Origin of the sequence: Corynebacterium mucifaciens, from assembly GCF_012396315.1 — a bacterium.
In the GTDB taxonomy this organism is placed as follows: Bacteria; Actinomycetota; Actinomycetes; order Mycobacteriales; family Mycobacteriaceae; genus Corynebacterium; species Corynebacterium mucifaciens.
This window is the reverse complement of sequence record NZ_JAAXPF010000003.1, coordinates 223,498-248,970: the sequence shown is the minus strand read 5'-3', so window position 1 is coordinate 248,970 and position 25,473 is coordinate 223,498. Positions and strand designations below refer to the sequence as shown.

The window sequence follows — 25,473 nt, the reverse complement described above, 5'->3', positions numbered from 1 at the left end:
CACCAAAGCCGGCACAAGCCTTCCAGCAGAAGTCAGCATCATCCGCACCACCACCCAAACCGCCCCACCCCCACAACCCATCACGATCTAACACCCAAACCCGTTCACAACCACTTGACACAAAGCGCTGAGCGTCGATTTGTTCACTTTCCTCAGGTGGCGAAAACCCCCGTGCGGATTTGTTCATTCTCCAGTGAACAAAATTGCACAGGGGTTTTAGTTGCGGGGGCTACAGCTTGGTGGAGCCGGTGCCGTCGGTGGCGGTTTTGTCGGTGGTGTCGGCGTCGGAGCCGGTGACCGCGGTGGAGCCGCCCAGGCTGGTGTCCGGGCCCGCAGCGGCCTCCTCGGCCTCCTCTGCAGCGATGAGGTCGTCGACGGTGTGGTCGTTCCACGGCTCATCCGGGTGCGCCGCGTACTCATCAGCGGTCACCGGCTCGGTGTAGGAGACGTAGACCACCTCGGAGGGGTTCTCCAGATCCTCGAGCTCGAAATCGCTCTCCTCGTCCTCCGCGAGTTCCTGGGCGACCTCTTCTTCCAGCGCCTCCGACAGTTCCTCGTTGTCCACGTTGGACTTTTCGGTGATGTACTCCAGCTCGCGCTCGTCGTTTTTGGTGAAGCGCTCGGCCGGGTCCATTTTCTTGCGGGTCAGCTCCAGCGCGCGGCGCCGGCGGTCGCCCTCCTTGCGCAGCTTCGGAATGCCGCGGACCCACGCCAGCGTCATCACGACGATGAGCAGGATGCCCAGGTAGCCCAGGATCGGGTACACGGTGGACACCAATTGCTGGAAACCGACGAAGGACAGCACAAAGCCGATCAAACACGCGGCGATAAAGATCACGCGGAACTTGTCCTCGCGGCCGCGCGCCAGGCGCTTGCCCAAGGCGTAGAACATGCCCAGGGAGGTGGCGAAGATCATGCCGAAGATGACCAGCGACATGATCAGGCCCATGGTCGGGTTGATGTCCGTGATCAACGACAGAAGGGGCATGTCCTGGCCGGACACGGTGTCGATCTTCACCAGCAACGCCATCGCCAGCAGCATCAACATGACCAGGTAGCCCAGGCCGCCGAAGAGGCCGCCGAGGCCAGCGGCGCGGGTATCCAGATGGTTGCCGCCGATCACGAGCGCCATGGAGACGACACACATGACGTTCAGGCCGGTGTAGTTCAGCGCCGAGATCCACCAGTTGGGCAGGGAGGTCTCCACGTTCGCAGCCGCCGCGTTCAGCGCGTCCCAGTCCGGGTGCGCGTTGATCAGCGTCCAGCTGCAACCGACAATGACAAAGACGAGCAGGAACGGCGTCAGCGCGCCAATTGCCCCGGTGACCTTGTCCACGTCCAGCATGCCGAAGCCGATGGTCAGGGCCAGCATGAGCACCGCGCCGATCCAGACGGGCAAACCAAACTGCTGATTCAGGTTGGCACCCGCGCCGGCGAACATGACAAAGCCGATGGAAAACAGGGTGACAATGGTGGCGATGTCCAGAACCCAGCCAATCACCTTCGTCGAGATGGAGCCGAGCACCTCCATGTGCTCTTTCGCCTGGAAGAACGATCCAAGCTGCAGGATGGTCACGCCGGCGATGAGCATGAGGACCGAGCCGAGGACCGCGCCCCACATGCCCTGCGTGCCGAAGGCGGAGAAGTACAGCATCGCTTCCTGGCCGGAGGCGAAGCCTGCGCCCACAACGGTGCCGATAAAGGCAAACGAAATTAAGAGTGCATTTTTCAACATAACGAGATCAGTCTAATCCGACAGTCTATTTCGGCTGGATTTCGCTTTCGACGACCCATTTGTGCCGCGTCATGGTCATTTCCGGCGAGTCGATGTCCACCATGTAGACCGTCTCGTCGGTGGAAGCATCGACTGTTGCCTCCGCGCCCTGCATGCCGGGCATGTGGCCCGCAGTCATCACAGCGGTGTCGCCGGGGGCCAGCTCTTCGTCGCCGACGCCTTCGAGCTCTTCTTGCACGACCCACTTGTGGTTCGTCACTGGGTCGCCGCCGTCTGTCGGCGTGTAGGACACGGCGTACGCGGTGGTGTCGAAGGCGCCGGAGATGGTCGCAGTGGCGCCGTCCATGCCAGGCATGTGGTCGGCGGTGAGCGTGACCTCAGTACCCACGGGATAGGTCGGGTCCGTCGCCTCGGCGATGCCGGCGGGCGCGGGGCCGCCGTCGGCCGGGTGCTCGTGCTCGCTGTGCACAGCGTGGTCAGCGTGGCCGGCGGGGGCGTCGTCGTTTTCCGACCCGCACCCAGCCACCGCCAGCGCTGCTGCCGCAAGGGTGGTCAGTGCCAATGGTTGTGAAATACGCATGGGGACAACCTTAGCTTTACCGGCCTATTTACTCCCGGCAACAAGATCCCGCCGGGCCCGGGCCACGCGCGAACGGATGGTGCCCACGCGCACCCCGGCGATCTTCGCCGCTTCCTCGTAGGTGTAGCCCAGCACTTGGGTGAGGACGAGGGCTTCGCGGCGCTCGGGCGCCAGCTCGTCGAGAAGTGAGCGTGCGTCGATGACGTCGCTCCACGTGTTGGGGTTGTCCGGGCTCGGGTTCGCGGCGGCGACGTCTTCGTACTCGGCGGCGGACTTTCTGGGTCGCGCCATGTCGTGGCGCACGGAGTCGACCCAGGCGCGGCGGGCGAGCGACAGCAACCAGGTGCGGGCAGTGGAGCGGCCCTGGAAACGGGGCAGCGACCCGAGGACGCGCAGGTATGTCTCCTGCGCGAGGTCATCGGCGTGTTGCGGCCCGGCTAGATGGGCGAGCAGGCGCCACACGTCGTCCTGGGTGAGACGGATAAATTCGGTGAGCGCGCCCCTATCGCCGCGGCCCGCGCGCAGCGCCAGGTCGGTGACGTACGCGTCGTCGCTCCTGCTCACAAGCCCACTGCGTTAGCGGTTACGCGGCTGGGCAAGCGGCGTTTTGTCGGAGACGGTCACGCCGTAGATGGAGCGGCCCATGATGAAGGATGCCACGGAGCCGACGATCCATACCGCGAGCACGGCGATGATGGCGCGGATGAAGTCGTTGAGGTCGAAGCCGGTGGTGGTCCAGGACCGGATCAGCTTCGCCACAATCAGGATGGGAAACGCGATGACCACCAGCGTGCCAAGCAGGTTCACCCGCGTGAGCGCGTCCGGCGCGCGCAACTGCAGGATGGTGGTGGCGACCACGCAGATGGTGGCGAGCACCACGAGAACGGTAACGATGATTTCGGCGATGGTCATGTCAGCGGCGTCCTCTCGAGATAATGCGGGCCATGGAAATTGTCGGAATCACACCGCAGACAAGGCCGGCGAGGATCGGAATTTCGTAGCCGATGGCGGACGAGTTCCACAGCGTCCACACCAGGAAGACCGCGACCATGCCGTAGAAAATCACGTCCCCCATCACGGCGCGCGAAAGCTCGTCCTTGGTCAGGATCACTGCAGCGAGCGAGACGAGCAGGCTCACTGACATCACGATGATGCAGACCTGCATGACAGTGGTGAACATGCCTTAATCCATCCTTTCCGCTGGCGGCACGTGCGCGCCCTTGTTGTCCGGGCCGTAGTCGACGTAGGGTTCCCACGCCACTGCGGCTGTGTCAATTGGGTGTTCGCGTAACGACGGCCGAAGGTGTTCCTCCATATCCACCAAGCCCGCGATCACGTCCTCCGGGTCCGAACCGAACGCCGCCTGCACCAACAAGGTGATCGGGCCGCCGGGGGTGACCGGGTGGCGCAGGCCCATGGACAAGGTGCCCGGGGTGGCGGTGATCGAGGTGGTAAACCAGAACACCTCCCAGTCCGTATGCACGCGCAGCGGGTAGTAGATGACGATGGGCTCAAGCTGCGCGCGTGGGTTGAATGCGGCGGCGACCGCGTCGAAGCCGGCCACGAAAATTTCCTTGATGATCCAGGCGGCGTAGCGCACGCCGCGGAAGAAGCCTTGCATTAGTTCTCCCCTCCGAAGGTGTCGCCGGGCGCGGGGACGCCGACGGGGTCATCGCCCAGGGCAGCCGACGTGTACGCGTCCACGTTAAGCAGGTCATCGGCCGCAGTGGTGGTGATCTCCCACATTTCGCCCCCGAAGATGAACATGCACAGCGACAGGACCATCAGCACCGCTGACGGCAGCATGAAGCCCACGCGCACGTTGAGCGCCTCGGGGTAGTTCTGCATCGGGCGGCCCCAGAACACGCGCTGCCACATGCGCATCATGGACAGCAGCGCGCCGAACGACGCCACAATGATGGCGGTGATCGCCACCCACGACCGCCAGTCGCCCGCCGTTGCCGCGGCCATCACCACGGTAACCTTGCCGAAGAGGCCAGAAAATGGCGGGAAGCCCACGATGGAGAACGCGCCGGCGACAAAGACGGCCGATGTCCACGGGTCGCGTCGGGCGATGCCGGACAGCTTGGCCATGGTGCCGGTGCCGTACGTCTCCTCGATCGCGCCGGAGTTCAGCACCAACGCGGCGATGGTGATCATGTGGTGCAGGGTGTAGAGCAGGCCCGCGGCGAGGGCGTAGCGGGCGTCGTCCTGTGTGAACGCGAGCATGATCAGGATGAACGGCATGCCGTTGACCATCTGGTAAGCAAGCACCCGGCGCATGGTGGATTCTGCCAGGCCCGCGTATCCGCCGATGATCATGGAGATGACCATGACCACTATCAGCAGGGTGTTCCAGCGCGGATCCATGTCGAACAGGATCACCCAGATGCGGAACAGCATGTAGACCGCGACCTTGGTATGTAGGCCAGAGAACAGGCCCATCACCGCGGCGGACGTGGACGGGTACGTGCGCGGCAGCCAGGTGTAGACGGGGAAGACACCCGCCTTGGCGGCGATGGCGATAACAACGATGCCGGCGGCCACGGTTGCAGGGCCCCCGCCGGCGGCGACGCCCTGCAATGCGGCGAGGTTCACCGCACCGGTGACGGCGTAGAGGTAGCCCACGCCCAGCAGGAGCATGGTGGATGCGGCGAGGTTGACCAGCACGAACATGCGCGCTGACAGGAGGCGGTGGCGGGTACCCGTCATGGCGATCAGGCCGTAGGACGGCAGGAGCATGACCTCGATCATGACGAAGAAGTTGAACAGATCCGCCGTGAGCAGCGCGCCGGAGACGCCGGTGACGAGCACGAGCGACAGCGGCGCGTAGTAGCGCGACTGCGTCTCGCCCACCGCGATAGCGAACCAGTTGGACATCAGCGCGACGATCATGGTGGTCACAATCATCACCGCGGAGAACGCGTCCGCCACGAAGGAAATGCCTACGCCGCCCTGGTACAGGCCGATGACGTGGCTGATGGTGCCATTGTCGCGGGTGTACCCGTAGAGCCAAACGCCCATGAGCAGGTTGATGGCGGGGATGATGACCGCCAGGGCGTCGTTGAGCCACTTCCACGGGCTCAGCGCGGTGACCGCCGAGACGATCAGCGGCAGCGCCACAAAGACGGGCAGGATTGCGTCTACAGCCATTAGTCGGTCACCTTCAGGCTTTCGTTGTCAACGTGGCTGATCTCGCGAGCGCGGATCTCCTCCAGCTTCTTCTGGTTCAGGCGCGCGTTGCGGCCCGCAGTGGACAGAGCTGAGGGGCTCAGCCACATCTTGGAGTAACCGGCGTCGGTGCCCGTGGGCTGCTCCGCGGTGTCGTCGTTGCGCCCGAGCGAGGACAGCATGAGCAGGATCGTCGTGGTCGCCATCGCGATCACGATCGCGGTGAGCACGAATGCTTGGGGCAGTGGATCTCCCATGTCCTCGAATGCCACGCGGGAGGGGAACGCCTCTCCGCGCCACGCACCCACGCCGCCGGCCAGCAGGGTGAGGTTCGTGGCGTGGCCGAACAGTGACATGCCAAAGACGATGCGCACCATGCCGCGCTGCAACACCAGGTACACGGATCCCGCGACGAGGACCGCAATGGTAAGTGCCATGACCATGGGTTAAAGCTCCTTCGTGATAACCGGTTGCGGGTCGTGCGCCGGGTTGATCGGCTCGGGGTGCGCGTCCACAGGATTCTCCGGCAGCTCCGGCTCCGGGACGCTGGGCAGAGGGTTCTCCGCCTCATCGCGTGTGTAGTCCAAGTCGGACACGTCCATGCCCGGGCGCAGGTAGCCGCCGAGCGCGTTGATCGCGGCGGTGACCATGCCCAACACGGCGAGGTAGATGCCGAAGTCGAAAATGAGCGAGGTGGTCAGGTGCTCGCCTGCGATTTCGCCGTGGATGGCGTACATGAACCCGCCCTGGATAAAGCCGAGGAAGCCGGAGGAGATGGCGATGATGATGCCCCAGCCGGTGAGACGAATCGGGGTAAGGCTCTTCACCACCTCCGCATCCGCACCGCGGGAAAGGTAGTTGATGGCAAACGCCGTGGCCAACACCAAGGCCGCGACGAAGCCGCCGCCCGGGGCGGTGTGGCCGCGGAAGAAGATCAGCACGGACAGCACCACGAGGATCGGCGCCACCAGCGCGGCCGCCTTGCGCAGCGGAATGGAATTGAGCTGCGACTGGCCAAACGGGCGCGGGCGGGTGCCGGCCTCGAAGAGGTGCCGCGGTACGGAGCTAACTACCGCGGGGATGACCACGGCCGCCATGCCGAGCACCGACAGCTCGCCCAAGGTATCTAAGCCACGGAACTCCACGATGATGACGGCGACGATGTTGTCCGCGCCTGTGACATCGCCGCCCTCGGTGAGGAACCACTGCGCGAGCTCGGAGCGATCGCGCCGACCGGTCAGGCCGTAGACACCGAAGAAGGTGACCACGCCGGCGGCCAGCGCGAACACGGAGGCCAGCACCTTGCGGCGGCGCTTCGTCTCCGGGAACATCCGCGGCTGGAACCGCAGGACCACCAGGATGACCACTACTGTCAGCGCCTCAACCAGGAACTGCGTCAGTGCGACGTCCGGGGCGCCCAGCATCAACATCTGCAGCGTCATGCCCACGCCCACCGTGCCCAGCAGCACGGCGGACGCGAGGCGGGAGCGGGTGAATACCATGCCCAGCACGGACATGGCGATGATGGCGAACGGGATGAGGTCCCACCACACGTCGAGGCCCTCGGCACGCGGGGCCGGGCTGACGCCGTCGATGCCGTCGGTCAGCAGGATCACCGTCAGGCCCATACCCACCACGGATGCGAGCAGCGGGAACAGGTGGCGCGACGGGTTGAAGCCGTCGGCGAGTGAGCCGAGCTGTTTGCCAAAGTCGGACAGGCCGCGGGTTGTCCACGACAGCACCTCGGTGCCGTCCGCAGGCAACAATTCCTTGTTGCGCAGCGCGGCGAAGACCGGCTTGCGGAAGAACAGGACAAACACGACGCCGGCCACCACCACGAGCATGGAGACAATGAACGGGGGCGTGACGCCGTGCCACAGGGCGAGGTGGGTGGCGAAGCTGTCGTCGCCAGTAATGGCCCGCACCCCTGCGGAAACCGGGCTGTCCACCCAGAACAGGACAAACGGCAAGACCGCAGACGCGAGGCCGGGCAGCGCCGCTGGCAGCCAGAGGGCTACGGGAGCTTCGTGAACGTCGGGGAGGTCCCTCGGCCCGTCGATAAACGCCCCGAACACGATTTTCGCGGAGTACACGAAGGTGAGGAAGGCGGCGATGCCGGCGGTGACCAGCAGGAGCATGCCGTGCGGTGCCTCGTGGAGCGCATCCAGGATGGACTCCTTGGACACGAAGCCGAACAACGGCGGGATCGCGGCCATCGACGCCGCGGCGATGACGGTGGAGGCGAACGTGAACGGCATTTGGTTGTAGATGGGGCCGAGGCGGCGCATGTCGCGCGTGCCGGCCTCATGGTCCACAACGCCGATGAGCATGAACAGCGAGGATTTGAACAGCGCGTGCGCCAGCGTGTGCGTGAGCGCCGCAGCCATGGCGATGGGGGAGCCGACGCCGATGGCCGCCACGATCCATCCCAGGTGGGAGACGGTGGAGTAGGCGGTGAGGTGCTTCAAGTCCGTCTTCGTGATGGCGAACAGGCCGGACATGAGCGCCGTGAACAGCCCCGTGATCACCAGCAGGTAGTTCCACGCTGCGACGTCGCTGAAGATGGTGGAAAAACGCAGCAGCAGGTATATGCCGGCCTTGACCACGGCAGCCGCGTGCAGGAAGGCGGACACCGGCGTGGCCGCGGCCATGGCCTCGGGCAGCCAGAAGTGGAAGGGGAACTGCGCGGCCTTGGTAAACGCCGAGAATGCGATCAGCATGGCCACCACCACGGTGACGCGGTTGTCGCCCCACACGTCGGAGGCGAGGATTGCCTCCAGGCGCGTCGTGCCCGTCTGTACCGCGGCAACAGCCAGGCCAGCCAGCAGGGTCAGGCCGCCGAAGAAGGTGAGGATCAGGGTGCGGTAGGACCCGGCCTCACCCGAGGAGCCCGAGCGTGCGATGAGCAGGAACGACGCGATAGAGACGAGCTCCCAGGCGATGAACAGCAGCACGGCGTCGTCTGCAAGCACCAGCAGCAGCACGGACAGCGTGAACGCCGTCATGATGGTGTAGAAGCTCGTGTTGCCGTCCCGGTCTGGCAGGTAGGCGGCAGAGTAGAGGAACACCACCGCGCCGATGACCAGTGCAAGCAGCGCAAAGAAGATGCCCAGCCCGTCGGCGCGGAGCGCGAACTCGATTGACGTGCCCGACCCCATCACGTCGCGCGCCCACTGCCTCGACCACGTCAGGTCGGTGCCGCGGGAGACGTCGGTGAACTTGGAGCCCAGCACGGCCGCGGCGGCGAACAACAGGGCCGCGAGCGGGTAACCGGCCTTCTTGTCCATGACTCGCACCAGCGGTGGGGAGAGCACCACCGTTGCCGCTACGAGCCCAATGACAAGGGGAAGAGTCATGGTGAACCCATTTCAATGCATGGTTTTGGCAAGAACCCTTACGACAGTATCAATTCAACCGACACGGCTCTAACGGCGAGCTTTCACAGGCGGTGCGCCTCCCGCAGCCGGGTGGCGGCGGGTGCTATGAACAGTCCCATGAAATCGGGCAACGCTTTGCGGTTGATGTGTGCGCTTTTGGCGCTGGTGGCGGGTGCGCTGTTGCCCATGAAACCTGCGGACACATGGGCAAACGTCGCTCGCGACTCGGAAGTCTCTGGCGCCCCGCAGGTTGGACCGGACAACCTTGGGGACGCGCGACGCGCCGCCGGTGAGGCGGGGCAGCAGGCCAAGGTGCTCGAGGAGGGCGCGGGCCAGCTTGCCGCCGGCATCGAAGGCGCGCAGGGGCAAACGCAGCAGCTTATCGACGCCATCGCGGCCGCCCAGACCGGTTCCCAGCAGCTTTCGGACGGCATGGTCGAGCTGCAGGCTGGCACGGGCCAACTCGGCGCAGGCGCCACGCAGTTGGCCGATTCCATCGGCGAGGTGGTGGACCAAGTCACCGGCTTCGAAGCAGTGCGCGGCCAGGTCGTCGCCGCCATCGACCGCACTTTGGAGGAGCTCAAAGACGCGAAAGAACCCGAGGTGGTGCAGGCCCGCGAATCGCTGCAGGGGCTGCGCGAGCAGGTGCAGACCGCCCAGTTGCCGCCGGATGTGGTGTCGAAGATGAACCAACTGCGCGACGGGTCCCGGGACCTGGCCAACCAGCTCGCGGTGCCGGGCTACGGTTTCCACGACGGTATATATACAGCCACCAACGGCTCTGCCGAGCTGGCCCGCGGTCTCGCCGAGCTACAGGCGCAGACCGGGGAGGCCACCGGCGGTATCGACGAGCTTGTCGACGGTGTGGAGAAGATCAACCAGATGGCGGGTATGAACGCCGACAAGGTCGCCGCAGTGCGCGCGGCCCTGCCGGTGCCTGCGGTCGCCCCGGACGCGGGCGCCGGCGAGTCTGCGCCTGCCGGTCCGACACTTGCACCCGTGGCCGCGATGTTGCTCGCCGCGATGTCGGTGCTGGGCGGGACAGCGCTCGCTGCAGCCGCCTGGTACGTCGCCCGCGGGCGCTGGTGGATCCTCGGTTTCGGCTCCGTCGCCCTCGCCGCAGCAGGCACGATCCTCGCCGGCGTCCTTGGCTCGGGCTTCGGGGCGCGGGAGTACGCGGTCGCGTTCCTTGGTCTGTTGTCGGGTGCTGCCGCGTCGGCAGGCTTGGCCACCATGCTCAGTCGTTGGCTCGGCGCCGGGTTCGGGTTCGGCGTGGCCGGGGCCCTCGCGGTGGCGCAGGCCGGTGTGGTCGGCTGGGTGTGGCGCACCGCGACGACGGCGAGCGTGGACCCCGTGTGGGAAGCAGTGTCGCAGGTAGCGCCCATGCACTGGGCGTCCACCGCGGTTTCTGCGGCCGGTAACGGCGGCGACTACCCGGGCATCGTGTCCGCCATGTTGCTCAGCGCGCTGCTGGCGGTGGCCGGTCTCGCTGGGGCGAGTAGAAGCGCAACCTAAAATTCACCTGAGTGTCTCCTGCTGGAAACGTGGCGGGCGTAGCTTCCAAAACGGTAAACACCCGTTCGTTTTCAAGGAACCTCACATGCGTTTCCAATTTCAGCCAGTCGCCGCGGTAGTCAGCGTCTGGGCGCTGGCTTTGGCGAATCTGCCTACCGCCGCCGCAACTTCCGCGGAGCAGAACTTCAACGGCAAAGAATCGTGCATCACGATCGACTCCCAAGGCGTGCGCGCGCCGCAGCCCGGCGACTGCACCCAGTTTGGCAAGGGTGGTCAGGGCAACACCGACGCCCAGGCCCGCAACGTCATCTTCATCCTCGGCGACGGCATGGGCCACCAGGAAATCACCGCGGCCCGCAACTACCTCAAGGGTGCGAACGGCCGCTTCGAGGGCCTGGATGAGCTGACCGCGTCGGGCGCCTACACCACGTTCGCGGTGGGCGAGGATGGCAAGCGCCAGTACGTGACTGACTCGGCCGCGTCCGCCACCGGCTGGTCCACGGGTACCAAGACCTACAACGGTGCGCTATCCGTAGATATCGAAGGCAAGCCGCACGAAAACCTCATCGAGATGGCCAAGAACGCCGGTATGCGCACCGGCAACGTCTCCACCGCGGAGATCCAGGACGCAACCCCGGGTGCCATGCACTCCCACATCTCCCAGCGCGGCTACTACGCGCCGTCAGGCGACAAGAAAGTTGTGCAGGGGGCCGAGGCGCGCGAAAACGGCGGCTTGGGGTCCATCTCCGAGCAGATCATCGACACCCGCGCAGACGTCACGCTCGGCGGCGGCCGCAAGTACTTCAACGCCGAGGTGAAGGAAGGCGGCGAAAACCGCAACCCGTTCCTGACCGACAAGAACGACGGGGGCGCCGACTGGGAGGCCGGCAAGTCCGTCCGCGAGAACGCCGAGGTCAAGGGCTACCAGATTGTGGACGATAAGGCCGGCCTGGAAGGCATCACCAAGGCCGACCAGGAGCACCCGGTGCTGGGCCTGTTCAACGACGGCAACATGACGCGCCGCTACGAGCGAACCGTGCCGGGCAAGGCTGAGGACCAGCAGCCGCAGGAGTGCAAGCTGCAGGACACCGGCAACGAGCCGACCGCAGCAGAGATGACCAAGAAGGCCATCAAGCTGCTGGACGACAAGAACGCAGAGAAGGGCTTCTTCCTGCAGGTTGAGTCCGCCTCCATCGATAAGGCTGACCACGCCTCTGACGCCTGCGGCATGATCGGCGAGACCGCGCAGATCGACGAGGTGATCAAGGAAGCCCTTGACTTTGCCAAGGAGGACGGCAACACCCTCGTTGTGGTCACCGCCGACCACGCTCACACCGCTGAGATCGTGCCGGATGGTGAAGAGTCTGTCTCCGCCATTACCCGTCTGGAGTCGCCCAAGGACGGCGGCGCGATCATGTCCGTCGGCTTCGGCACCCAGCCGTGGACCGTGGAGGACGGCAAGTTCAAGACTGGTTCCATGCAGCACACCGGCGCCCAGGTGCGCATCGCGGGTTACGGCCCCGGCTCCGAAAACGTCAACGGCCAACTGGACCAAACCGATGCGTTCTACGTCATGGCCAACGCGCTGCGCCTCAACGGCGGCACTGAGGGCGGCCAAGATCCGTGGGAGATCACGATGGGCAGCAAGGTGCAGTCGCTGGCGAGCCGTCGTCAAGCAAAATCCGGCGGCGAGTTGTGCTACCTCGTCTCCGAAGGGACCGCACCCAAGGTGGGCGAGTGCTCCCAGTTCGGAGCCAAGGGCCAAGAATTGGACGAGGCGAAGGCCAAGAACGTCGTACTGCTGATCGGCGACGGCACCGGAGATTCCGAGATCACCGCCGCCCGCAACTACCTCAAGGGCTCCGCCGGCCGATTCGAGGGCCTGGACAACCTCAACTACACCGGCTACCAGACCACCTGGGCGCTGGATAAGGAGACCGGCCTGCCCAACTACGTCACCGACTCCGCTGCGTCCGGCACCGGCTGGAACTCCGGCGTGAAGACGTACAACGGCGCCATCGGCGTGGATAACGCGGGCCAGCCGGTGGCCACGATCGGCGAGCTGGCCAAGGCCAAGGGCATGAAGATCGGTAACGTCTCCACCGCCGAGATCCAGGACGCCACCCCGGCCGCCTTCGCCGCGCACGCCCTGAACCGTTCCTACTACGCACCGTCCGGCGACGCTAAGCCGGCGAAGGGGGACCAGCTCCGCGAAAACGGCGGCCTCGGCTCCATCTCCGAGCAGTTGGTAGACCTGCGCGCGGACGTCACCCTGGGCGGCGGCCGCAAGTACTTCGATGCCGAGGTGGTCAAGGGCGGCAAGTGGGATCAGACCAACTGGACCGCGGGCAAGTCCGTGCTGGAAAACGCGAAGGACAACAACTACCAGGTTGTCACCACCGCTGCCGAGCTGGACGGCATCACCGAGGCGAGCGCCGACAAGCCCGTGCTGGGTCTATTCTCCGAAGGCAACATGCCGCGCGTGCTAAACCAGACTGTTCCGACCACCGACGGTGAGAAAGCCACAGCCACCTGCGAGGCCAACCCCGAGTTCACCGAGGAGACCCCGCGCCTGGCGGCCATGACCACTAAGGCGCTCGAGCTGCTGCAAAACGACAAGGGCTTCCTGCTCCAGGTCGAGTCCGCCTCCCCGGACAAGGCCGACCACCAAGCGGACGCTTGCGGCCTGATCGGAGAGGTCGGCCAGCTCGACGAGGCCGTCCAGGCCGTGCAGAAGTGGGTGGACGAAACCAAGGAAGAAACCCTCATCGTTGCCACCGCAGATCACGCCCACACCGCGCAGATCACCTACAACGACGCGGCGACCGCGGGCCGCACCACAAAGCTGACCACCGCGGACGGTTCGGAGATGACGGTGAACTTCGCCACTTCAAAGACCAACGACGACAAGGACGCGCTAAGAGGCCAGGAGCACACCGGTGCTCAGCTGCGCGTCGCCGCCTCCGGTCCGGGCGCCGCGAACATCACCGGCCAGATCGATCAGACCGACCTTTTCTTCGCCGTCAACAACGCGCTCGGCATTGACCCCATCAACCACGGCCTCACCTTCGAGAACAGGATGCAGCAGGATGACTCTTCGGCTGAGGGCTCTTCGAAGGGCTCCCTGATTGGTGACCTCGGGCTGGCCGTGCTGCTGACGCTAGCAGGTGTGCTCGGCTTGATCTCCGTGATCGCCTTGACGTTCCCGTTCGCAGTGGACTCCATCCTCGGGCCACTGGCCAAGCTCTAACGGTTTCGCGTCTCGGGATTTCTTGCCCGGGGCTGTCGGGCTCCGCCGCCGTCTATTTACAAACCCCAAGAAAGGTACCCCGAGAATGCGAGAAATCCGCGCATTCTCGGGGTTGCTTTCTCAGGGTTTGGGGCTGCGACGGCCCGGTCGGCCAGTTGCAGCGCACTAGGGGCACAGAAACGAAAAAACCCGCCTGCAAAGGCGGGTTTTGATTGGTCGGGATAACAGGATTTGAACCTGCGACCTCTTCGTCCCGAACGAAGCGCGCTACCAAGCTGCGCCATATCCCGGTGATGTTGTTCGCGGTTGCCCGCGGTACTCGAAACACAATACCCCTGGCCGGCAGCGTAGCCAAAACGGCAGGCCAGAGGTGCTGCCGCGGTTGCTAGTTCTTCTCCACAACTCGGATCAGCGTCGCGGACGGCGGGCAGAACAGCCGCACCGGGGCGTACTTGGATTGCCCAAGCCCGTTGGAGACTTCCATCCACATCCGCCCGTAGCGGTGCAGGCCGGAAGCGCGACGCCGGTCAATGTCCGCGTTGGTCACGATGGCGCGCTGCCCGGGCAAACAAATCTGGCCGCCGTGGGTGTGGCCGGCAAGGGCGAGCTGGTAACCGTCGGCCTCGAACGCATCCAGGACGCGGCGGTACGGTGCGTGCAACAACCCGATCGAAAGGTCGGCGTCGCGGTTCGGCTCACCCGCCACCTTGTCGTACTGGTCCAGGTCGTGGTGCGGGTCGTCCACGCCGGCGAGGGCGAGGCGGACGTCGGACGACTTAAATTCCAGCCGCTGGTGGGTCGCGTCGCGCCAGCCGCGCTCGATGAACGCGGCGCGCATGCCCTCCCACGGCAGGTCGTCGTAGGACGGTTCCCGCTTCGCCCCGGTCAGATACTTCAGCGGGTTGACGGGCCGGGGCGCCCAGTAGTCGTTGGTGCCGAAGACGAATGCGCCCGGGCGGTTTAGCAGCGGTCCCAGCGCGTCCAGCACCCAGGGCACGCCGGCCGCGTCGGAGAGGTTATCGCCGGTGTTGACCACCAAGTCAGGCTCCAGCGCGTCGAGACCAGAGATGAACTCAACCTTCTTGCGCTGTCCCGGGATCATGTGCAGGTCGGAGACGTGCAGCACCCGGAACTCGCTCCGGCCTCGCAGCACGCCAGGTTCGAGCAGGGGCAGTTCGTACTCGCGCAGCCCAAAATTGTTGCGCTCCGCATACCCCCACGCCAGCGCAGCAGCGCTCGTCGATAGGCCGAGTGCTCCTATTCCCGTCAACTTCTTCACCCGCACCACTGTAATCTCGCTGCCATGAGTGCATTGAAAGAGCAGATCCGCACTGACCTCAAGGAAGCTATGAAGGCGAAGGAGAAGGAGCGCACCGGCACCATCCGCATGCTGCTGGCGGCGATCCAGACCGCCGAGACCGAGGGCTCCAAGCATGAGGTGGACGACGCGGAGATTCAGAAGATCATCGCGCGCGAGATCAAGAAGCGCCGCGAGTCCGCAGACATCTACACCACCAATGGCCGCGCAGACCTCGCGGAAACTGAGCTCGCTGAGGCGTCCATCCTCGAGGTGTACCAGCCGAAGCAACTGAGCGACGAGGAGCTCGCCACGCTTATCGACGAAGCTATCGCCGACACCGGCGCAGAATCCATGGCGCAGATGGGGCAGGTCATGAAGGCCGCCACGGCGAAGGCCGACGGCCGTGCCGACGGCAAGCGCATTTCCGAGGCGGTCAAGGCGCGTCTGGGCAGCTAGAAGTCCCCGAAGACGTCGGCGATGGCATCGCGGGCCTCGTTGAGCGAACGCTCGAGGTCGTCGAAGCCCGCCGGGGGAGCGGTGCTCGTCGAGGGGGGCGAGACTGGCCACGACGGGGTGGACGAGGCTGCCCCGCCGGAGACGTTGAGCGTGACCGCGGCGCCATCTCGCGCTACCGAGACCACGGTGCCTGCGAGCGCGCCGCCGCCGTCGACGGTCTGGAGGGAAACGGTGTAGCCCTGCGCCTCCAGCTGGGATTTGGCGGCGGAGGAGTATTGGCCCACGACCGAGTCAATGGCCGCGGGTGCGGCGTCGCGTTCCGAGTCGGGCTCGGCGACAGGCAGGCCGCCGTCGGCCGCGCCCGGCACGCCCGCGGCAGCCTGGAACCACGTGTCTGCCGCCTCGTTGCCGCCGAAAAGGTTGCCGGACCGGCACTGCCGCACAGGAGCGGTGCACAGCGGGGTGGACTGCGTGCCGTCGTTGTAGATGTATGGTGCGGCCGCCATGCCCCGGGTGAATCCCAAAAACGCCGTGGATTGGTGCGACTCGGTCGTGCCGGTTTTCGCGGCCGCGGGGGCGGACCAGCCGTTGTTGCGGGCTGACGCGGCCGCGGTGCCGTCGGCGATGTCCTCGGACATGCCTCGGGACAGCGTGGCGGCGACATCCGAGCTAACAGCCTGCTCGCAGGCCGGGCGGTCGATGAAAACCTGTTGGCCGTGCTCGTCCAACACTTCCTTAATCGGGTTCGGCTCGCACCACTGCCCGCCGGAAGCGAGCGTCGCGCCGACGTTGGACAGCTCGAGCGCGTTGACCGGCAGCGGCCCGAGCGTGAACGCACCCATGTTCTCGTCCTTCGCGGCCTGTGCGATGGAGCGGCCGTCACCGAAGGAGTTCTCGTCCGTGTAGGAGCGCAGGCCCAAGCGCACGGCGGTATCCACCACCGGCGCCACGCCGGTCTTTTGAATCAACTCGACAAACGTGGTGTTCGGCGACTGCGCCAGCGCGTCTTGCAACGTCATGCGCGGGGCGTAGGAGCCGGCGTTTTCCACGCAGTACGCGCCCGACGGGCAGTTCGCCGCGCCGCCGTCGCCCATGCCGTAGACCACCGAGCGCTCCGGCGTGTCTAGCATGCTGTCCAAACCGTAGCCCTGTTCGAGCGCGGCGGCTGCGGTGAAGATCTTGAACACCGAGCCCGCGCCCGCGCCCACGAGGGATGCGGGCTGGGGGAGGATGGTTTGGCTCTGGTCCAAGTCCAGGCCGTAAAAGCGGGACGAGGCCATGGCCAGGATGTCCCGGGAGTCGGCACCTGGGCGGATAATGTTCATCACTTCCGCAACCCCCGGGGTGTACGGGCTGACGTTGTTGCGCACCGCGTTGTTGGCCACCTCCTGCACGGCCGGATCCAGGGTGGTGGTGATGGTGTACGAGCCAGACTGGATCGTCTCCAAGTCGAGCCCCTTGTCTGCCAGATAGCGCAGGGCGTAGTCGCACATGAAGCCCTTGTCGCCTGCAGTGATGCACCCTTCGGGCAGCGTGTTCGGGGCATCCAGGATGCCGAGCGGGGTGTCCGCCATGCGGTCGGCCTCGGCCTGCTCCAAGTACCCTTCGGCCGCCATGTTGGCGAGCACCGTATTGCGGCGCTGCATTGCGCCCTCCGGGTTTGTGTACGGGTTCAGGCCTTCGACGGACTGCAGGATGCCCACCAGCAACGCCGCCTGCGCCGGGTCGAGCTCACGGGCTGGGATGTCGAAGTAGGTGAGGGCAGCCGCCTCGATGCCGAAGGCGTGGTTGCCGAAGGAAACCAGGTTGAGATACCTGGTAAGAATCTCGTCTTTCTCCAGCGTCTTATCCAAATCGGAGGCCATGCGCATTTCCCGCAGCTTGCGAGGGATGGACTGCTCTGTGGCCGCGTTGGCTTCCTCCTCAGTCTCCGCGTCGACGAGCCAGAGATAGTTCTTCACGTACTGCTGGTTGATGGTGGATGCACCCTGCTCCACACCCCCGGCTAGAACGTTGGTCACCATGGCGCGGGCGAAACCCTGCATGTCGACGCCCTCGTGCTGGAAAAACCGGCGGTCCTCGGTGGAGACGAGGGCGTCTTTGGCGTACTGGGAAATCGCCTCGCTCGGCACCTCGTAGCGGCGCTGTTTGAAAATCCAGGCCATTGGCTCGCCGGAGGCGTCGGTGACCGTGGTGACGCCGGGCACCCTGCCGTGAGTGAGGTCGGAGAGGTTGGACTGCATCGTCTCGTCGGTGCGTGCGAGGGCGGCGCCCCCCAGGCCCACGATGGGGGCGAGGCAGAGCGCAATGGCCAACGCTGCCGCGAGAAGGGCGACGAGCAGGCTTCCAAGGGATTTCAGTGCGGACACCCCCGTTACCTTAAATGACTCCGCACCGGCGGGTGAATAGGTGAGACCCCCCAAAAATGTGACCCATTCGACAGAGCAAATTTTGCTGTGATTACATTTACACGGAACCGTCGGAATGGCGGCGTACGCACACGGACAAAGGAGCACGGCTATGAGCACGGCTTTGGGTAACACCGCGCAACGCAACGCACAGCGGACAACCACTCGCAAATGTGACGCATCCGGACATCTCGTTTTCGACCGTGGGGACTGGGTCACGCACGCGCAGTGCCGCGGCACTGACCCGGACGCGCTCTTCGTCCGCGGTGCGGAGCAGCGCAAGGCTGCTGCCATTTGCCGTTCGTGCCCGGTACTGACCGAGTGCCGCGCGGACGCGCTGGACAACAAGGTGGAGTTCGGTGTCTGGGGCGGGCTGACGGAGCGGCAGCGGCGCGCCGTGCTGCGTAAGAACCCGCACGTGACGGATTGGGCAGAGCACCTCTCCGCCGGCGGCGAAGTTGTCGGGCTCTAGGTACTCTTGAGCGCCATGACCAAATGGGAGTACGCAACGGTTCCGTTGCTCACGCACGCTACGAAGCAGATTCTGGATACCTGGGGCGAGGACGGCTGGGAGCTCGTCGCCGTCACGCCTGGTCCGACGCAAGACAACGTTGTCGCCTACATGAAGCGCGAGGTCGAATAAATGTGGACTGAACGTCTGCAGGAGCTTGGCATCGAGCTTCCGCCTGTCGCCGCGCCCGTGGCTGCATATGTGCCGGCGGTGCAGGTCGGTGACCAGGTGTGGACATCCGGCCAGCTGCCGTTCGTTGGCGGTGCCCTGCCCGCCACGGGCAAGGTCGGCGCCGAGGTGTCCGGGGAGGACGCCTACGGCTACGCCCGCCAAGCCGCGCTCAATGCGATCGCAGCCGTCGATGCCCGTGTGGGCATTGACAACGTCGCCCGCGTGCTCAAAATCGTCGGCTTCGTCGCCTCCGACCCGGGCTTCACCGACCAGCCGGCGGTGATCAACGGCGCGTCCGAGCTGATCCAGGAGATCTTCGGTGAGGCCGGTGCGCACGCCCGTTCCGCCGTTGGCGTGGCGGTGCTGCCGATGGACGCGCCTGTCGAGGTCGAGCTCGTCGTGGAGCTGAAGCACTAGTACGGCGAGTTCTGGCTGCTAAGCGGGTACGCTGGCGGGCATGGAACATCCCGCTTACAGCCAACTGCGTCCTGTGACCGCCAACGCCGCGGTGGTCTTGGCGCCGAACCCAAGCTACGCGGCGCTGGAGGGGACCAATTCTTGGGTGATCAAAGGGGAGGGGGACCAGCGAAGCATCGTCGTTGATCCGGGCCCCGAGGATGAAGGTCACCTCAACGTGCTGCACTCCAAGGCTGGAGATGTGGGGCTCATTCTGCTCACCCACCGCCACCCCGATCACGCTGACGGCGCGGAGCGCTTCCGCCAGCTCACGAATGCGCCCGTGCGTGCGCTCGCCCCGCAGTACTGTGCCGGTGCTGAGCAGCTCACGGATGGCGAGGTGATTGCTGTCGACGGCGTCACCCCGCAGTTGAAGGTGGTGGCTACCCCGGGCCACACCAGCGATTCCGTCTGTTTCTTTGTCTATCCGGGCGCGCCGGATTCCTCCCAGCTTGAGGCCGTGGTCACCGGCGACACGATCGCGGGCCGCCACACCACCATGATCTCTGAGACCGACGGGGACCTCGGTGACTACCTGGACAGCCTGGAGCTGCTGGAGGAGCAGGGCAAAGACATCACCCTGTTGCCGGGCCACGGCCCTGAAGGAGCTGACCTGTCGGCTTACGCCCGCAAGTACATTGACCGGCGCAACCATCGCCTCGACCAGATCCGTGAGGCGCTGAAGACCTACGGAGACAACGTCGACATCAACACCCTGGTGGACGCGATTTACGACGACGTCGATCCCGTGTTGCGTGGGGCCGCCGAGCAGTCCACCCGCGTCGCGCTGCGCTACCTGCAGGCGGCGCCGTAACTTACCGCGCGCGGCGGGCGAGGTGCTCGGTGTCCACGATGAGCACGCTCTTACCCTCCAGGCGGATCCACCCGCGGTGGGCAAAGGTGGCGAGCGCCTTGTTCACCGTCTCGCGGGAAGCGCCGACGAGCTGCGCGATCTCTTCCTGAGTGAGGTCGTGGTTGACGCGCAGCGCGCCGCCTTCGTGGGTGCCGAAGCGGTTGGCCAGCTGCAGCAGCGTCTTGGCCACGCGGCCGGGAACGTCGGTGAAGATGAGGTCCGCTAGCGACGCGTTGGTGCGCCGCAGGCGGCGGGCCAGCACGCGAAGCAGCTGCTGGGAGATCTCCGGGTGGGAGTCGATCCAGGTGCGCAGCATTTGGGAGTCCATGGAGGCGCAGGTGACTTCGGTGACGCACACGGCGGAGGACGTGCGCGGGCCCGGGTCGAAGATGGACAGTTCGCCGAACATGTCGGACGGGCCCATCACGGACAGGAGGTTCTCGCGGCCGTCCGGGGCGTGGCGGGCGAGCTTAATCTTGCCCTCGATGATGATGTAGAGGCGGTCGCCCGGCTCACCCTCGTCGAAGATGGTGGTGCCCCTGGGAAAGGTCACCGTGTCCATCTCGCTGATCAGCGCGGCAACCGCATCAGGGTCCACGCCTTGGAATATGCCGGCGCGGGCGAGGGTGTCCTGTACGCCTTCCATGTGTCCTCCTCCGTTCGGGCAGCCGCAGTGAGTGGAAGTAGTCACTCTCCACACGGTTATGTGCGACCGTCACAATGCTTCACGCACTCTACCACTGTCTAGGAGTGCTGGGCGGACGGTTTCTCAACTCGGTCTAATCCACGGCTCGTGCTTCCAGCCGCTCCATCGCCAACGTGAACGCTCCGAGCACCAGCGGGATCAGCAGCACGAGAATGAGATTCATAGGTGTCATTTTACGAGACGGATCATTAGCATGTCCCTCATGCCGTCGACCACCCCGAACAAGCACCGTCGCCCAGGGACCCACCCCGCGGCGAAAGGCAGGGAGACGGAGATCGGGCGCACCCGCCGCGCCCGCCGCATCAACCGCACCCTCGCGGAGACGTTCCCGGACGCGCACGCGGAACTCGACTTCACCAGCCCGCTCGAGCTGCTGGTGGCCACCGTGCTCTCGGCGCAGACCACAGACGCGCGGGTGAACATGGTCACCCCCGCCCTGTTCGCCGCGTACCCCACTGCCCACGCCTACGCCGAGGCGGACCAGGCGGAGGTGGAGGAGATCATCCGCTCCACGGGCTTCTTCCGTTCCAAGGCGAAGAACCTCATCGGTCTGGGCCAGCGCCTCGTGGCGGATTTCGGTGGGGAGGTGCCCACGAAGCTGGAGGATTTGGTGACGCTGCCGGGTGTGGGCCGCAAGACTGCGCACGTGGTGCGCGGCAACGCGTTCGGCATGCCGGGGCTGACGGTGGACACCCACTTCCAGCGGCTGGTGGGGCGCCTCATGCTCGCCGATGCGACGGATCCGGTGAAAATCGAGCACGCCATCGCAGGCCTCATCGAGCGCAGCGAGTGGACCATGTTTTCCCACCGCATCATCTTCCATGGCCGCCGCATCTGCCACGCCCGCAAGCCCGCGTGCGGCGTGTGCCCAATCGCCTTCGACTGCCCCAGCTTCGGCGCCGGGCCCACCGACCCCGAGGCGGCGGCGGACCTTGTCACCGGTCCGGAGCGCGACCACATCTTGGGGATGGCATGAAGCGCGCTGTCTGGATCAGCGTCGGCGCAATCATCGCAGTGACCCTGCTTGTGGTGGCGGGCGCGCGCAGTTTGCTTATGGACGATCAACCTTCGGGGGAACCTGTGGCCGTCGAGAAGCAGGTGGCCCAGCGGCCTGATTGCCCCGCTGGCCTGGATCTGCCCTGTTTGGGCGGCGAGGTCGCGGGCGAGGCGAAAGAGATCAGCGTGGTCAACGTGTGGGCCTGGTGGTGCCAGCCGTGCCGCGCTGAGCTGCCCGTCGTGGAGGAGTTCGCCCGCGCCCACCCGGAGTACACCGTGGTGGGCGTGCACGCGGACGGCAACGCCGCGAACGGGGCGTCGCTGCTCAACGAGCTTGGGGTGGGGCTGCCGAGCTACCAGGACGATTCGGGCGTGTTCGCGGCCGCGCAGGGCCTGCCGCCCGTGGTGCCGGTGACGGTGGTGCTGCGCGGCGGTGAGCAGGTGGCGGTGTTCGCCCGCGAGTTCACCTCCGCGAGCGAGCTTGCCGAGGCCGTGCAAGGGACGATCTAGGTGGACGCGCAGTTGCGGCCCGACCGCGCGCCCGCGTGGCTCAAACCGCTGGTCGATGCGATCGACGGCGGCGGCGGCGCGATCCCGCGCAGGCTGCTGTCCCCGCGGGTGCGCCAGAAGGGCGGGGCGGACCAGGCGGCGGTGCTGATCCTCTTCGCGGGCGACCCGCGCGCCACTGCCTTGCCAGAGGACGCGCGGGTGCTGATTACACACCGCACACCGCACATGCGCAGCCACTCCGGGCAGATGGCGTTCCCGGGCGGACACATCGACGCAGCCGACGGCGGGCCGGTGGGCGCCGCCCTGCGCGAGGCGTGGGAGGAGACGGGGTTGGACCCGGCCGGGGTGATTCCGCTGGCCGTGCTCGACTCCGCCACCACCGGCGGCAGCAACCGGCGTGTGCGTCCCGTGGTGGCGTATGCCCCGGAGCCGGGCAACGTGCACCCGGCGAGCGAGGAGGAAACGGATGCCGTCTTCTTCATCCCGGTGCGCGAGCTGGTGGACCCGGTAAACCGGGCCATGCTGGGGATGCAGGGATGGTCCGGGCCTGCCTTCTGGGCCGGCGAGTACCTGGTGTGGGGGTTTACCGGGGTGCTGATGTCCGTGGTGCTGCAATTAGGGGGATGGGCCGTGCCGTGGGACGAGCGGCCGGGCGACTTGCGTGCTGCGCTGGCACGGTCCGCCAACCGCGAGCGGTAACATCACCGGAATGCACCTGGTTATCGACGTCCTGCTCGTGCTCGCCGTCGCCGGCGCCTTTGTCAGCGGCTGGCGCCAGGGGGCTGTCTCGGCGGTGGTCTCCACCGTGGGCATTGCCGCGGGCCTGGTTATCGGCCTGGCGGTCGCGCCGTACGCACTCGAGCTTGCCGAGTCCCATACAGCGCGCGTTTTGCTGCTCATCGCGCTGATCGTCGTCTTCGTGGGTCTGGGCAACCTCGTCGGCGCCACGGTGGGCGGAAACGTGCGCGGCCGCATGCGCTCGAAGGTGGGCCGGGCACTGGATTCGGTGCTCGGCGCGGGTTTCCAGTCGGTCGCCGTGGCAGCGGTGCTGTGGTTCGTGTCCATCCCGCTGGCCGCCTCGGTGCCCGGCGAGCTGGGGGACGGTATCCGCTCCTCCCGCGTGCTCGGAGGGATCAACGCCGCCGCTCCAGACGCTGCGGCGAAGCTGCCGGCGCGGTTCGCGGCGCTACTCGACGAATCCGGGCTGCCGCCCCTGGTCTCTCCGTTCGAGTCGCCGCGCGGGGCCGAGGTGGCGGCGCCAAACGAGGAGGCGCTGCGGCCGGAGGTTGTCGAGAAGCTGCGGCCCAGCATTGTCCACGTGATGGGCGACGCGGAAAGTTGCCGGCGGCGCCTAATGGGCTCGGGGTTTGTCATCCAAGACGGCTACGTGCTCACCAACGCGCATGTGGTGGCTGGCACGGAGCGGGTGTCGCTGGACACGGTGGTGGGTGTTAAACCGGCGGAGGTTGTGCTCTACGACCCGGACGCCGACATCGCGGTGCTGCGCGCCGCGCAGCTGGGGCTGCCCGCGCTGCGCTGGGCGCAAGGCGAGCTCGCCACAGGCGATGACGCTGTGGTGATGGGCTACCCGAAGTCGGGGCCGTTCGAGGCGTCGGCGGCGCGCGTGCGCGGCAAACTGGAGATCGCGGGACCCGACATCTACACCACCGGGCGCGTGGAGCGCGAGACCTACACGATCCGCGGCAACATCCGTCAGGGCAACTCCGGTGGCCCGCTGCTCACCCCGTCGGGGGAGGTCGCCGGAATGATCTTCGGGGCGTCGTTAGACACCTCAGAAACGGGCTACGCGCTGACTGCACACCAGGTGCAGCAGCGCGTAGGGGACGTGCGGAGCCTGACAAGCCCCGCGGATACGCAAGCCTGCGTTAGCGGGTAACGGCGGTGGAGCCGGCGCCTGCGGAGGTGTACAGGCCGGACTCGTCCTTGGCCAGGTTCTTCTTCGCCTCGCCCGGCTTGAGGTTCTTCAGCTCGTTGACGGACTCGATGGTCTTCTCCGGCGCCTTGATCTTCTTGATCTTCCTGAAGCCGATGAAGGCGAGCAGGCCAGCCAGCGCCAGCATGATCAGGAAGACGATCAGGAATGCCCAGCCGCGGTGCATCCAGGAGGCCAGCATTTCTGCCAGGGCGAAGAACAGGAAGAAGGAGGAGTACAGGGCGATCACGCCGGCGGCTGCGAACAGGCCGCCGCCGACGGCACCCTTCTTCACCTCGCCGATAACCTCGGCCTTGGCAAGCTCGATCTCGCCGCGGACCAGGGTGGAGACCTGCTCGGAGGCGTTGGAGATCAGGGTGCCGATGGAGTCGTTGCCGGGCTGGGTTGCGTAGGTGTCGCGCAGTGGAATCGAATCCACCTTGGCGGACACGGCGGTCGAGCCGCTGGTGTAGAGGCCTTCGTTGCTCACTGTTGTTTCACCTTCCTGGGTGGCAATCGCGCGGCACCCGTAAAGGTGCCTGGAAATTCTTCACACGATGTTAGCGATACGCGGGGGTGTTTGCCCGAATCGGGGTAAAAATCGCCTACGCGGAATGGCGCTTCTCATCCGAGCCCTTGCCGCCGACGGCCCGGGCGATGAATACACCCGCCACCGCCAGCGCCGTCACGCCCGCGATCACGCCGGCGCCGACGCCCACTTCGCGCGCGTGAGGCATCTGTATCAGCGGCTCAGGGTTCTTGAACGTGCGAGCCTGCCAGCCGTTGGCGAGCGCGTGCTTCTTCAGCGCCCTGTCTGGGTTGACCGCCACAGGGTGGCCCACCAGCTCCAGCATGGGGATGTCGGTGGCGGAGTCGGAGTATGCGTAGCTGGCGTCGAGGTCGAAGTGGTGCTCGGCGGCGAACTGGCGCACCGCCTCAGCCTTCGCGCCGCCTTTGAGGTAGCGGGTGACGTCGCCGGTGAGCCTGCCGTCCTTGACAGCCATTTCGGTGGCGACCACGGTGTCCACCCCGAGCTCTTGGGCTATGGGCTCCACCAGGATTTTTGCCGAGGCGGAGATGATGATGACGTGGTGGCCTGCGTTTTTGTGGGCGGCAATGAGCTCGCGCGCTTCCGCGTAAATGGCGGGTGCGACGACTTCGCGCAGCGTCTCGCGGGTGATGCGCTGAATGTCTTCCACCTCCCAGCCGGCGACCATCTGCGCGAGTGTGTCGCGGGTGGTGTCCATCTTCTCGCTGGACTGTCCGACCAGCATGTACTGCGCCTTGCTGAGGGAGATTTCCCAGGCCTCCTGGCGGGTGATCATGCCGCCCTTGAAGAACTCTTTGCCAAAAGCGAATGCGGACGACGTGGCAATGATGGTCTTGTCCAGGTCGAAGAAAGCCGCTACCGGCGCGTGCGCAGACATAGTGTGCAGTGTAGACCGCAGATCCTACGGTTACGTAGCCCTTCTCTGTGAAACTGGTGTGACGGGTGGGGCAACTTATCCACACACGAATTGTTGCGGCGTACGCGACCTGGGCGGG

25 protein-coding genes and 1 tRNA gene are annotated in these 25,473 nt (G+C 65.9%); 11 read left to right on the top strand and 15 right to left on the bottom strand.

Annotated features, from left to right (window positions below):
• Positions 1–229: 229 nt before the first annotated feature.
• Genes HF989_RS04600 through HF989_RS04560 form a run of 9 tightly spaced genes read right to left on the bottom strand, consistent with a single transcriptional unit; the run spans position 230 to position 8,842 of the window.
• Positions 230–1,735 (bottom strand): YkvI family membrane protein, encoded by a 1,506-nt coding sequence (locus HF989_RS04600; RefSeq protein ID WP_210728982.1) that lies wholly within the window; start codon positions 1,733–1,735, stop codon positions 230–232.
• A gap of 25 nt (positions 1,736–1,760) precedes the next feature.
• The gene (locus HF989_RS04595) at positions 1,761–2,315 is read right to left on the bottom strand and encodes a YdhK family protein (protein ID WP_168684284.1); all 555 of its coding nucleotides are present in this window, start codon (positions 2,313–2,315) and stop codon (positions 1,761–1,763) included.
• 24 nt (positions 2,316–2,339) lie between these two features.
• Positions 2,340–2,879, bottom strand: a complete 540-nt coding sequence (locus HF989_RS04590; protein ID WP_168684282.1) for an RNA polymerase sigma factor — start codon at positions 2,877–2,879, stop codon at positions 2,340–2,342.
• A 12-nt stretch (positions 2,880–2,891) separates the two neighbouring features.
• The gene (locus HF989_RS04585) at positions 2,892–3,227 is read right to left on the bottom strand and encodes a Na+/H+ antiporter subunit G (protein WP_168684280.1); all 336 of its coding nucleotides are present in this window, start codon (positions 3,225–3,227) and stop codon (positions 2,892–2,894) included.
• 1 nt (position 3,228) lies between these two features.
• Positions 3,229–3,495, bottom strand: coding sequence for a cation:proton antiporter (locus HF989_RS04580; RefSeq protein WP_168684278.1), 267 nt, complete (start codon positions 3,493–3,495; stop codon positions 3,229–3,231).
• Positions 3,496–3,498: 3 nt separating this feature from the next.
• Positions 3,499–3,936: a monovalent cation/H+ antiporter subunit E gene (locus HF989_RS04575; RefSeq protein ID WP_168684276.1), complete on the bottom strand. Its 438-nt coding sequence runs from the start codon at positions 3,934–3,936 to the stop codon at positions 3,499–3,501.
• Positions 3,936–5,468, bottom strand: coding sequence for a monovalent cation/H+ antiporter subunit D family protein (locus tag HF989_RS04570; RefSeq protein WP_168684275.1), 1,533 nt, complete (start codon positions 5,466–5,468; stop codon positions 3,936–3,938). Before HF989_RS04570 ends, HF989_RS04575 begins: the two co-directional genes overlap by 1 nt.
• Positions 5,468–5,929: a sodium:proton antiporter gene (locus HF989_RS04565; RefSeq protein ID WP_168684273.1), complete on the bottom strand. Its 462-nt coding sequence runs from the start codon at positions 5,927–5,929 to the stop codon at positions 5,468–5,470. Before HF989_RS04565 ends, HF989_RS04570 begins: the two co-directional genes overlap by 1 nt.
• A gap of 3 nt (positions 5,930–5,932) precedes the next feature.
• Positions 5,933–8,842: a DUF4040 family protein gene (locus HF989_RS04560; protein ID WP_168684271.1), complete on the bottom strand. Its 2,910-nt coding sequence runs from the start codon at positions 8,840–8,842 to the stop codon at positions 5,933–5,935.
• Positions 8,843–8,980: 138 nt separating this feature from the next.
• Here HF989_RS04560 and HF989_RS04555 point away from each other — a divergent pair, with 138 nt between their 5' ends.
• Both HF989_RS04555 and HF989_RS04550 read left to right on the top strand, forming a co-directional pair.
• A complete protein-coding gene (locus HF989_RS04555) occupies positions 8,981–10,378 on the top strand; it encodes a hypothetical protein (protein WP_168684269.1) in 1,398 nt (465 codons plus the stop codon).
• Between the two features lie 85 nt (positions 10,379–10,463).
• The gene (locus HF989_RS04550) at positions 10,464–13,628 is read left to right on the top strand and encodes an alkaline phosphatase (protein ID WP_168684267.1); all 3,165 of its coding nucleotides are present in this window, start codon (positions 10,464–10,466) and stop codon (positions 13,626–13,628) included.
• Between the two features lie 213 nt (positions 13,629–13,841).
• On the opposite strand, the gene HF989_RS04545 is transcribed toward HF989_RS04550, so the two are convergent.
• Together HF989_RS04545 and HF989_RS04540 are read right to left on the bottom strand one after the other, a co-directional pair.
• Positions 13,842–13,918 (bottom strand) — tRNA-Pro (locus tag HF989_RS04545).
• 95 nt (positions 13,919–14,013) lie between these two features.
• On the bottom strand, positions 14,014–14,913 hold the full coding sequence (locus HF989_RS04540) for a metallophosphoesterase (protein ID WP_168684266.1): 900 nt from the start codon (positions 14,911–14,913) through the stop codon (positions 14,014–14,016).
• An 18-nt stretch (positions 14,914–14,931) separates the two neighbouring features.
• On the opposite strand from HF989_RS04540, the gene HF989_RS04535 reads away from it, so the two are divergent.
• Positions 14,932–15,384 carry a GatB/YqeY domain-containing protein gene (locus HF989_RS04535; protein ID WP_168684264.1) on the top strand — a complete coding sequence of 151 codons (453 nt, stop codon included), beginning with the start codon at positions 14,932–14,934 and terminating at the stop codon, positions 15,382–15,384.
• On the opposite strand, the gene HF989_RS04530 is transcribed toward HF989_RS04535, so the two are convergent.
• Positions 15,381–17,753 (bottom strand): transglycosylase domain-containing protein, encoded by a 2,373-nt coding sequence (locus tag HF989_RS04530; protein ID WP_168684262.1) that lies wholly within the window; start codon positions 17,751–17,753, stop codon positions 15,381–15,383. The two genes, HF989_RS04535 and HF989_RS04530, sit on opposite strands and share 4 nt — an antisense overlap.
• Before the next feature lie 151 nt (positions 17,754–17,904).
• Between HF989_RS04530 and HF989_RS04525 the strand changes: the two genes are divergently transcribed.
• From HF989_RS04525 to HF989_RS04510, 4 genes are read left to right on the top strand one after another with little or no spacing between them, the layout of a single operon-like run.
• Positions 17,905–18,264, top strand: coding sequence for a WhiB family transcriptional regulator (locus HF989_RS04525; protein WP_168684260.1), 360 nt, complete (start codon positions 17,905–17,907; stop codon positions 18,262–18,264).
• A 15-nt stretch (positions 18,265–18,279) separates the two neighbouring features.
• Positions 18,280–18,435 (top strand): Sp36 family protein, encoded by a 156-nt coding sequence (gene sp36 / locus HF989_RS04520; RefSeq protein ID WP_162472647.1) that lies wholly within the window; start codon positions 18,280–18,282, stop codon positions 18,433–18,435.
• The gene (locus HF989_RS04515; RefSeq protein WP_168684258.1) at positions 18,436–18,891 is read left to right on the top strand and encodes a RidA family protein; all 456 of its coding nucleotides are present in this window, start codon (positions 18,436–18,438) and stop codon (positions 18,889–18,891) included.
• A gap of 40 nt (positions 18,892–18,931) precedes the next feature.
• Positions 18,932–19,744, top strand: coding sequence for an MBL fold metallo-hydrolase (locus tag HF989_RS04510; protein ID WP_168684256.1), 813 nt, complete (start codon positions 18,932–18,934; stop codon positions 19,742–19,744).
• Between the two features lies 1 nt (position 19,745).
• Here the strand turns inward: HF989_RS04510 and glxR are convergent, their stop codons facing one another.
• On the bottom strand, positions 19,746–20,429 hold the full coding sequence (glxR, locus tag HF989_RS04505; RefSeq protein ID WP_038609260.1) for a CRP-like cAMP-activated global transcriptional regulator GlxR: 684 nt from the start codon (positions 20,427–20,429) through the stop codon (positions 19,746–19,748).
• A gap of 262 nt (positions 20,430–20,691) precedes the next feature.
• Between glxR and nth the strand changes: the two genes are divergently transcribed.
• From nth to HF989_RS04485, 4 genes are read left to right on the top strand one after another with little or no spacing between them, the layout of a single operon-like run.
• Complete coding sequence (gene nth / locus HF989_RS04500; protein WP_168684254.1) at positions 20,692–21,465, top strand: endonuclease III; 774 nt, start codon at positions 20,692–20,694, stop codon at positions 21,463–21,465.
• A complete protein-coding gene (locus HF989_RS04495; RefSeq protein ID WP_168684252.1) occupies positions 21,462–21,995 on the top strand; it encodes a TlpA family protein disulfide reductase in 534 nt (177 codons plus the stop codon). The genes nth and HF989_RS04495 overlap by 4 nt, the downstream gene beginning before the upstream one ends.
• A complete protein-coding gene (locus tag HF989_RS04490) occupies positions 21,996–22,694 on the top strand; it encodes an NUDIX hydrolase (protein ID WP_038609275.1) in 699 nt (232 codons plus the stop codon). It begins immediately after the preceding gene.
• Between the two features lie 10 nt (positions 22,695–22,704).
• On the top strand, positions 22,705–23,892 hold the full coding sequence (locus tag HF989_RS04485) for a MarP family serine protease (RefSeq protein WP_168684250.1): 1,188 nt from the start codon (positions 22,705–22,707) through the stop codon (positions 23,890–23,892).
• Here the strand turns inward: HF989_RS04485 and HF989_RS04480 are convergent.
• Together HF989_RS04480 and HF989_RS04475 are read right to left on the bottom strand one after the other, a co-directional pair.
• Positions 23,882–24,418: a phage holin family protein gene (locus HF989_RS04480; protein WP_168684248.1), complete on the bottom strand. Its 537-nt coding sequence runs from the start codon at positions 24,416–24,418 to the stop codon at positions 23,882–23,884. The genes HF989_RS04485 and HF989_RS04480 overlap by 11 nt on opposite strands.
• 115 nt (positions 24,419–24,533) lie before the next feature.
• The gene (locus HF989_RS04475; RefSeq protein ID WP_168684246.1) at positions 24,534–25,355 is read right to left on the bottom strand and encodes an HAD family hydrolase; all 822 of its coding nucleotides are present in this window, start codon (positions 25,353–25,355) and stop codon (positions 24,534–24,536) included.
• Positions 25,356–25,473: the final 118 nt, after the last annotated feature.

What these genes read in the sequence shown, in the direction of transcription:
- HF989_RS04475 (WP_168684246.1), bottom strand. Translation starts at nt 25,355, where the DNA reads ATGTCTGCGCACGCGCCGGTAGCGGCTTTCTTCGACCTGGACAAGACC.
- HF989_RS04510 (WP_168684256.1), top strand. Translation starts at nt 18,932, where the DNA reads ATGGAACATCCCGCTTACAGCCAACTGCGTCCTGTGACCGCCAACGCC.
- HF989_RS04555 (WP_168684269.1), top strand. Translation starts at nt 8,981, where the DNA reads ATGAAATCGGGCAACGCTTTGCGGTTGATGTGTGCGCTTTTGGCGCTG.
- HF989_RS04595 (WP_168684284.1), bottom strand. Translation starts at nt 2,315, where the DNA reads ATGCGTATTTCACAACCATTGGCACTGACCACCCTTGCGGCAGCAGCG.
- nth (WP_168684254.1), top strand. Translation starts at nt 20,692, where the DNA reads ATGCCGTCGACCACCCCGAACAAGCACCGTCGCCCAGGGACCCACCCC.
- sp36 (WP_162472647.1), top strand. Translation starts at nt 18,280, where the DNA reads ATGACCAAATGGGAGTACGCAACGGTTCCGTTGCTCACGCACGCTACG.
- HF989_RS04485 (WP_168684250.1), top strand. Translation starts at nt 22,705, where the DNA reads ATGCACCTGGTTATCGACGTCCTGCTCGTGCTCGCCGTCGCCGGCGCC.
- HF989_RS04560 (WP_168684271.1), bottom strand. Translation starts at nt 8,842, where the DNA reads ATGACTCTTCCCCTTGTCATTGGGCTCGTAGCGGCAACGGTGGTGCTC.
- HF989_RS04600 (WP_210728982.1), bottom strand. Translation starts at nt 1,735, where the DNA reads ATGTTGAAAAATGCACTCTTAATTTCGTTTGCCTTTATCGGCACCGTT.
- HF989_RS04515 (WP_168684258.1), top strand. Translation starts at nt 18,436, where the DNA reads ATGTGGACTGAACGTCTGCAGGAGCTTGGCATCGAGCTTCCGCCTGTC.
- HF989_RS04580 (WP_168684278.1), bottom strand. Translation starts at nt 3,495, where the DNA reads ATGTTCACCACTGTCATGCAGGTCTGCATCATCGTGATGTCAGTGAGC.
- HF989_RS04535 (WP_168684264.1), top strand. Translation starts at nt 14,932, where the DNA reads ATGAGTGCATTGAAAGAGCAGATCCGCACTGACCTCAAGGAAGCTATG.
- HF989_RS04565 (WP_168684273.1), bottom strand. Translation starts at nt 5,929, where the DNA reads ATGGTCATGGCACTTACCATTGCGGTCCTCGTCGCGGGATCCGTGTAC.
- HF989_RS04585 (WP_168684280.1), bottom strand. Translation starts at nt 3,227, where the DNA reads ATGACCATCGCCGAAATCATCGTTACCGTTCTCGTGGTGCTCGCCACC.
- HF989_RS04525 (WP_168684260.1), top strand. Translation starts at nt 17,905, where the DNA reads ATGAGCACGGCTTTGGGTAACACCGCGCAACGCAACGCACAGCGGACA.
- HF989_RS04570 (WP_168684275.1), bottom strand. Translation starts at nt 5,468, where the DNA reads ATGGCTGTAGACGCAATCCTGCCCGTCTTTGTGGCGCTGCCGCTGATC.
- HF989_RS04495 (WP_168684252.1), top strand. Translation starts at nt 21,462, where the DNA reads ATGAAGCGCGCTGTCTGGATCAGCGTCGGCGCAATCATCGCAGTGACC.
- HF989_RS04575 (WP_168684276.1), bottom strand. Translation starts at nt 3,936, where the DNA reads ATGCAAGGCTTCTTCCGCGGCGTGCGCTACGCCGCCTGGATCATCAAG.
- HF989_RS04550 (WP_168684267.1), top strand. Translation starts at nt 10,464, where the DNA reads ATGCGTTTCCAATTTCAGCCAGTCGCCGCGGTAGTCAGCGTCTGGGCG.
- glxR (WP_038609260.1), bottom strand. Translation starts at nt 20,429, where the DNA reads ATGGAAGGCGTACAGGACACCCTCGCCCGCGCCGGCATATTCCAAGGC.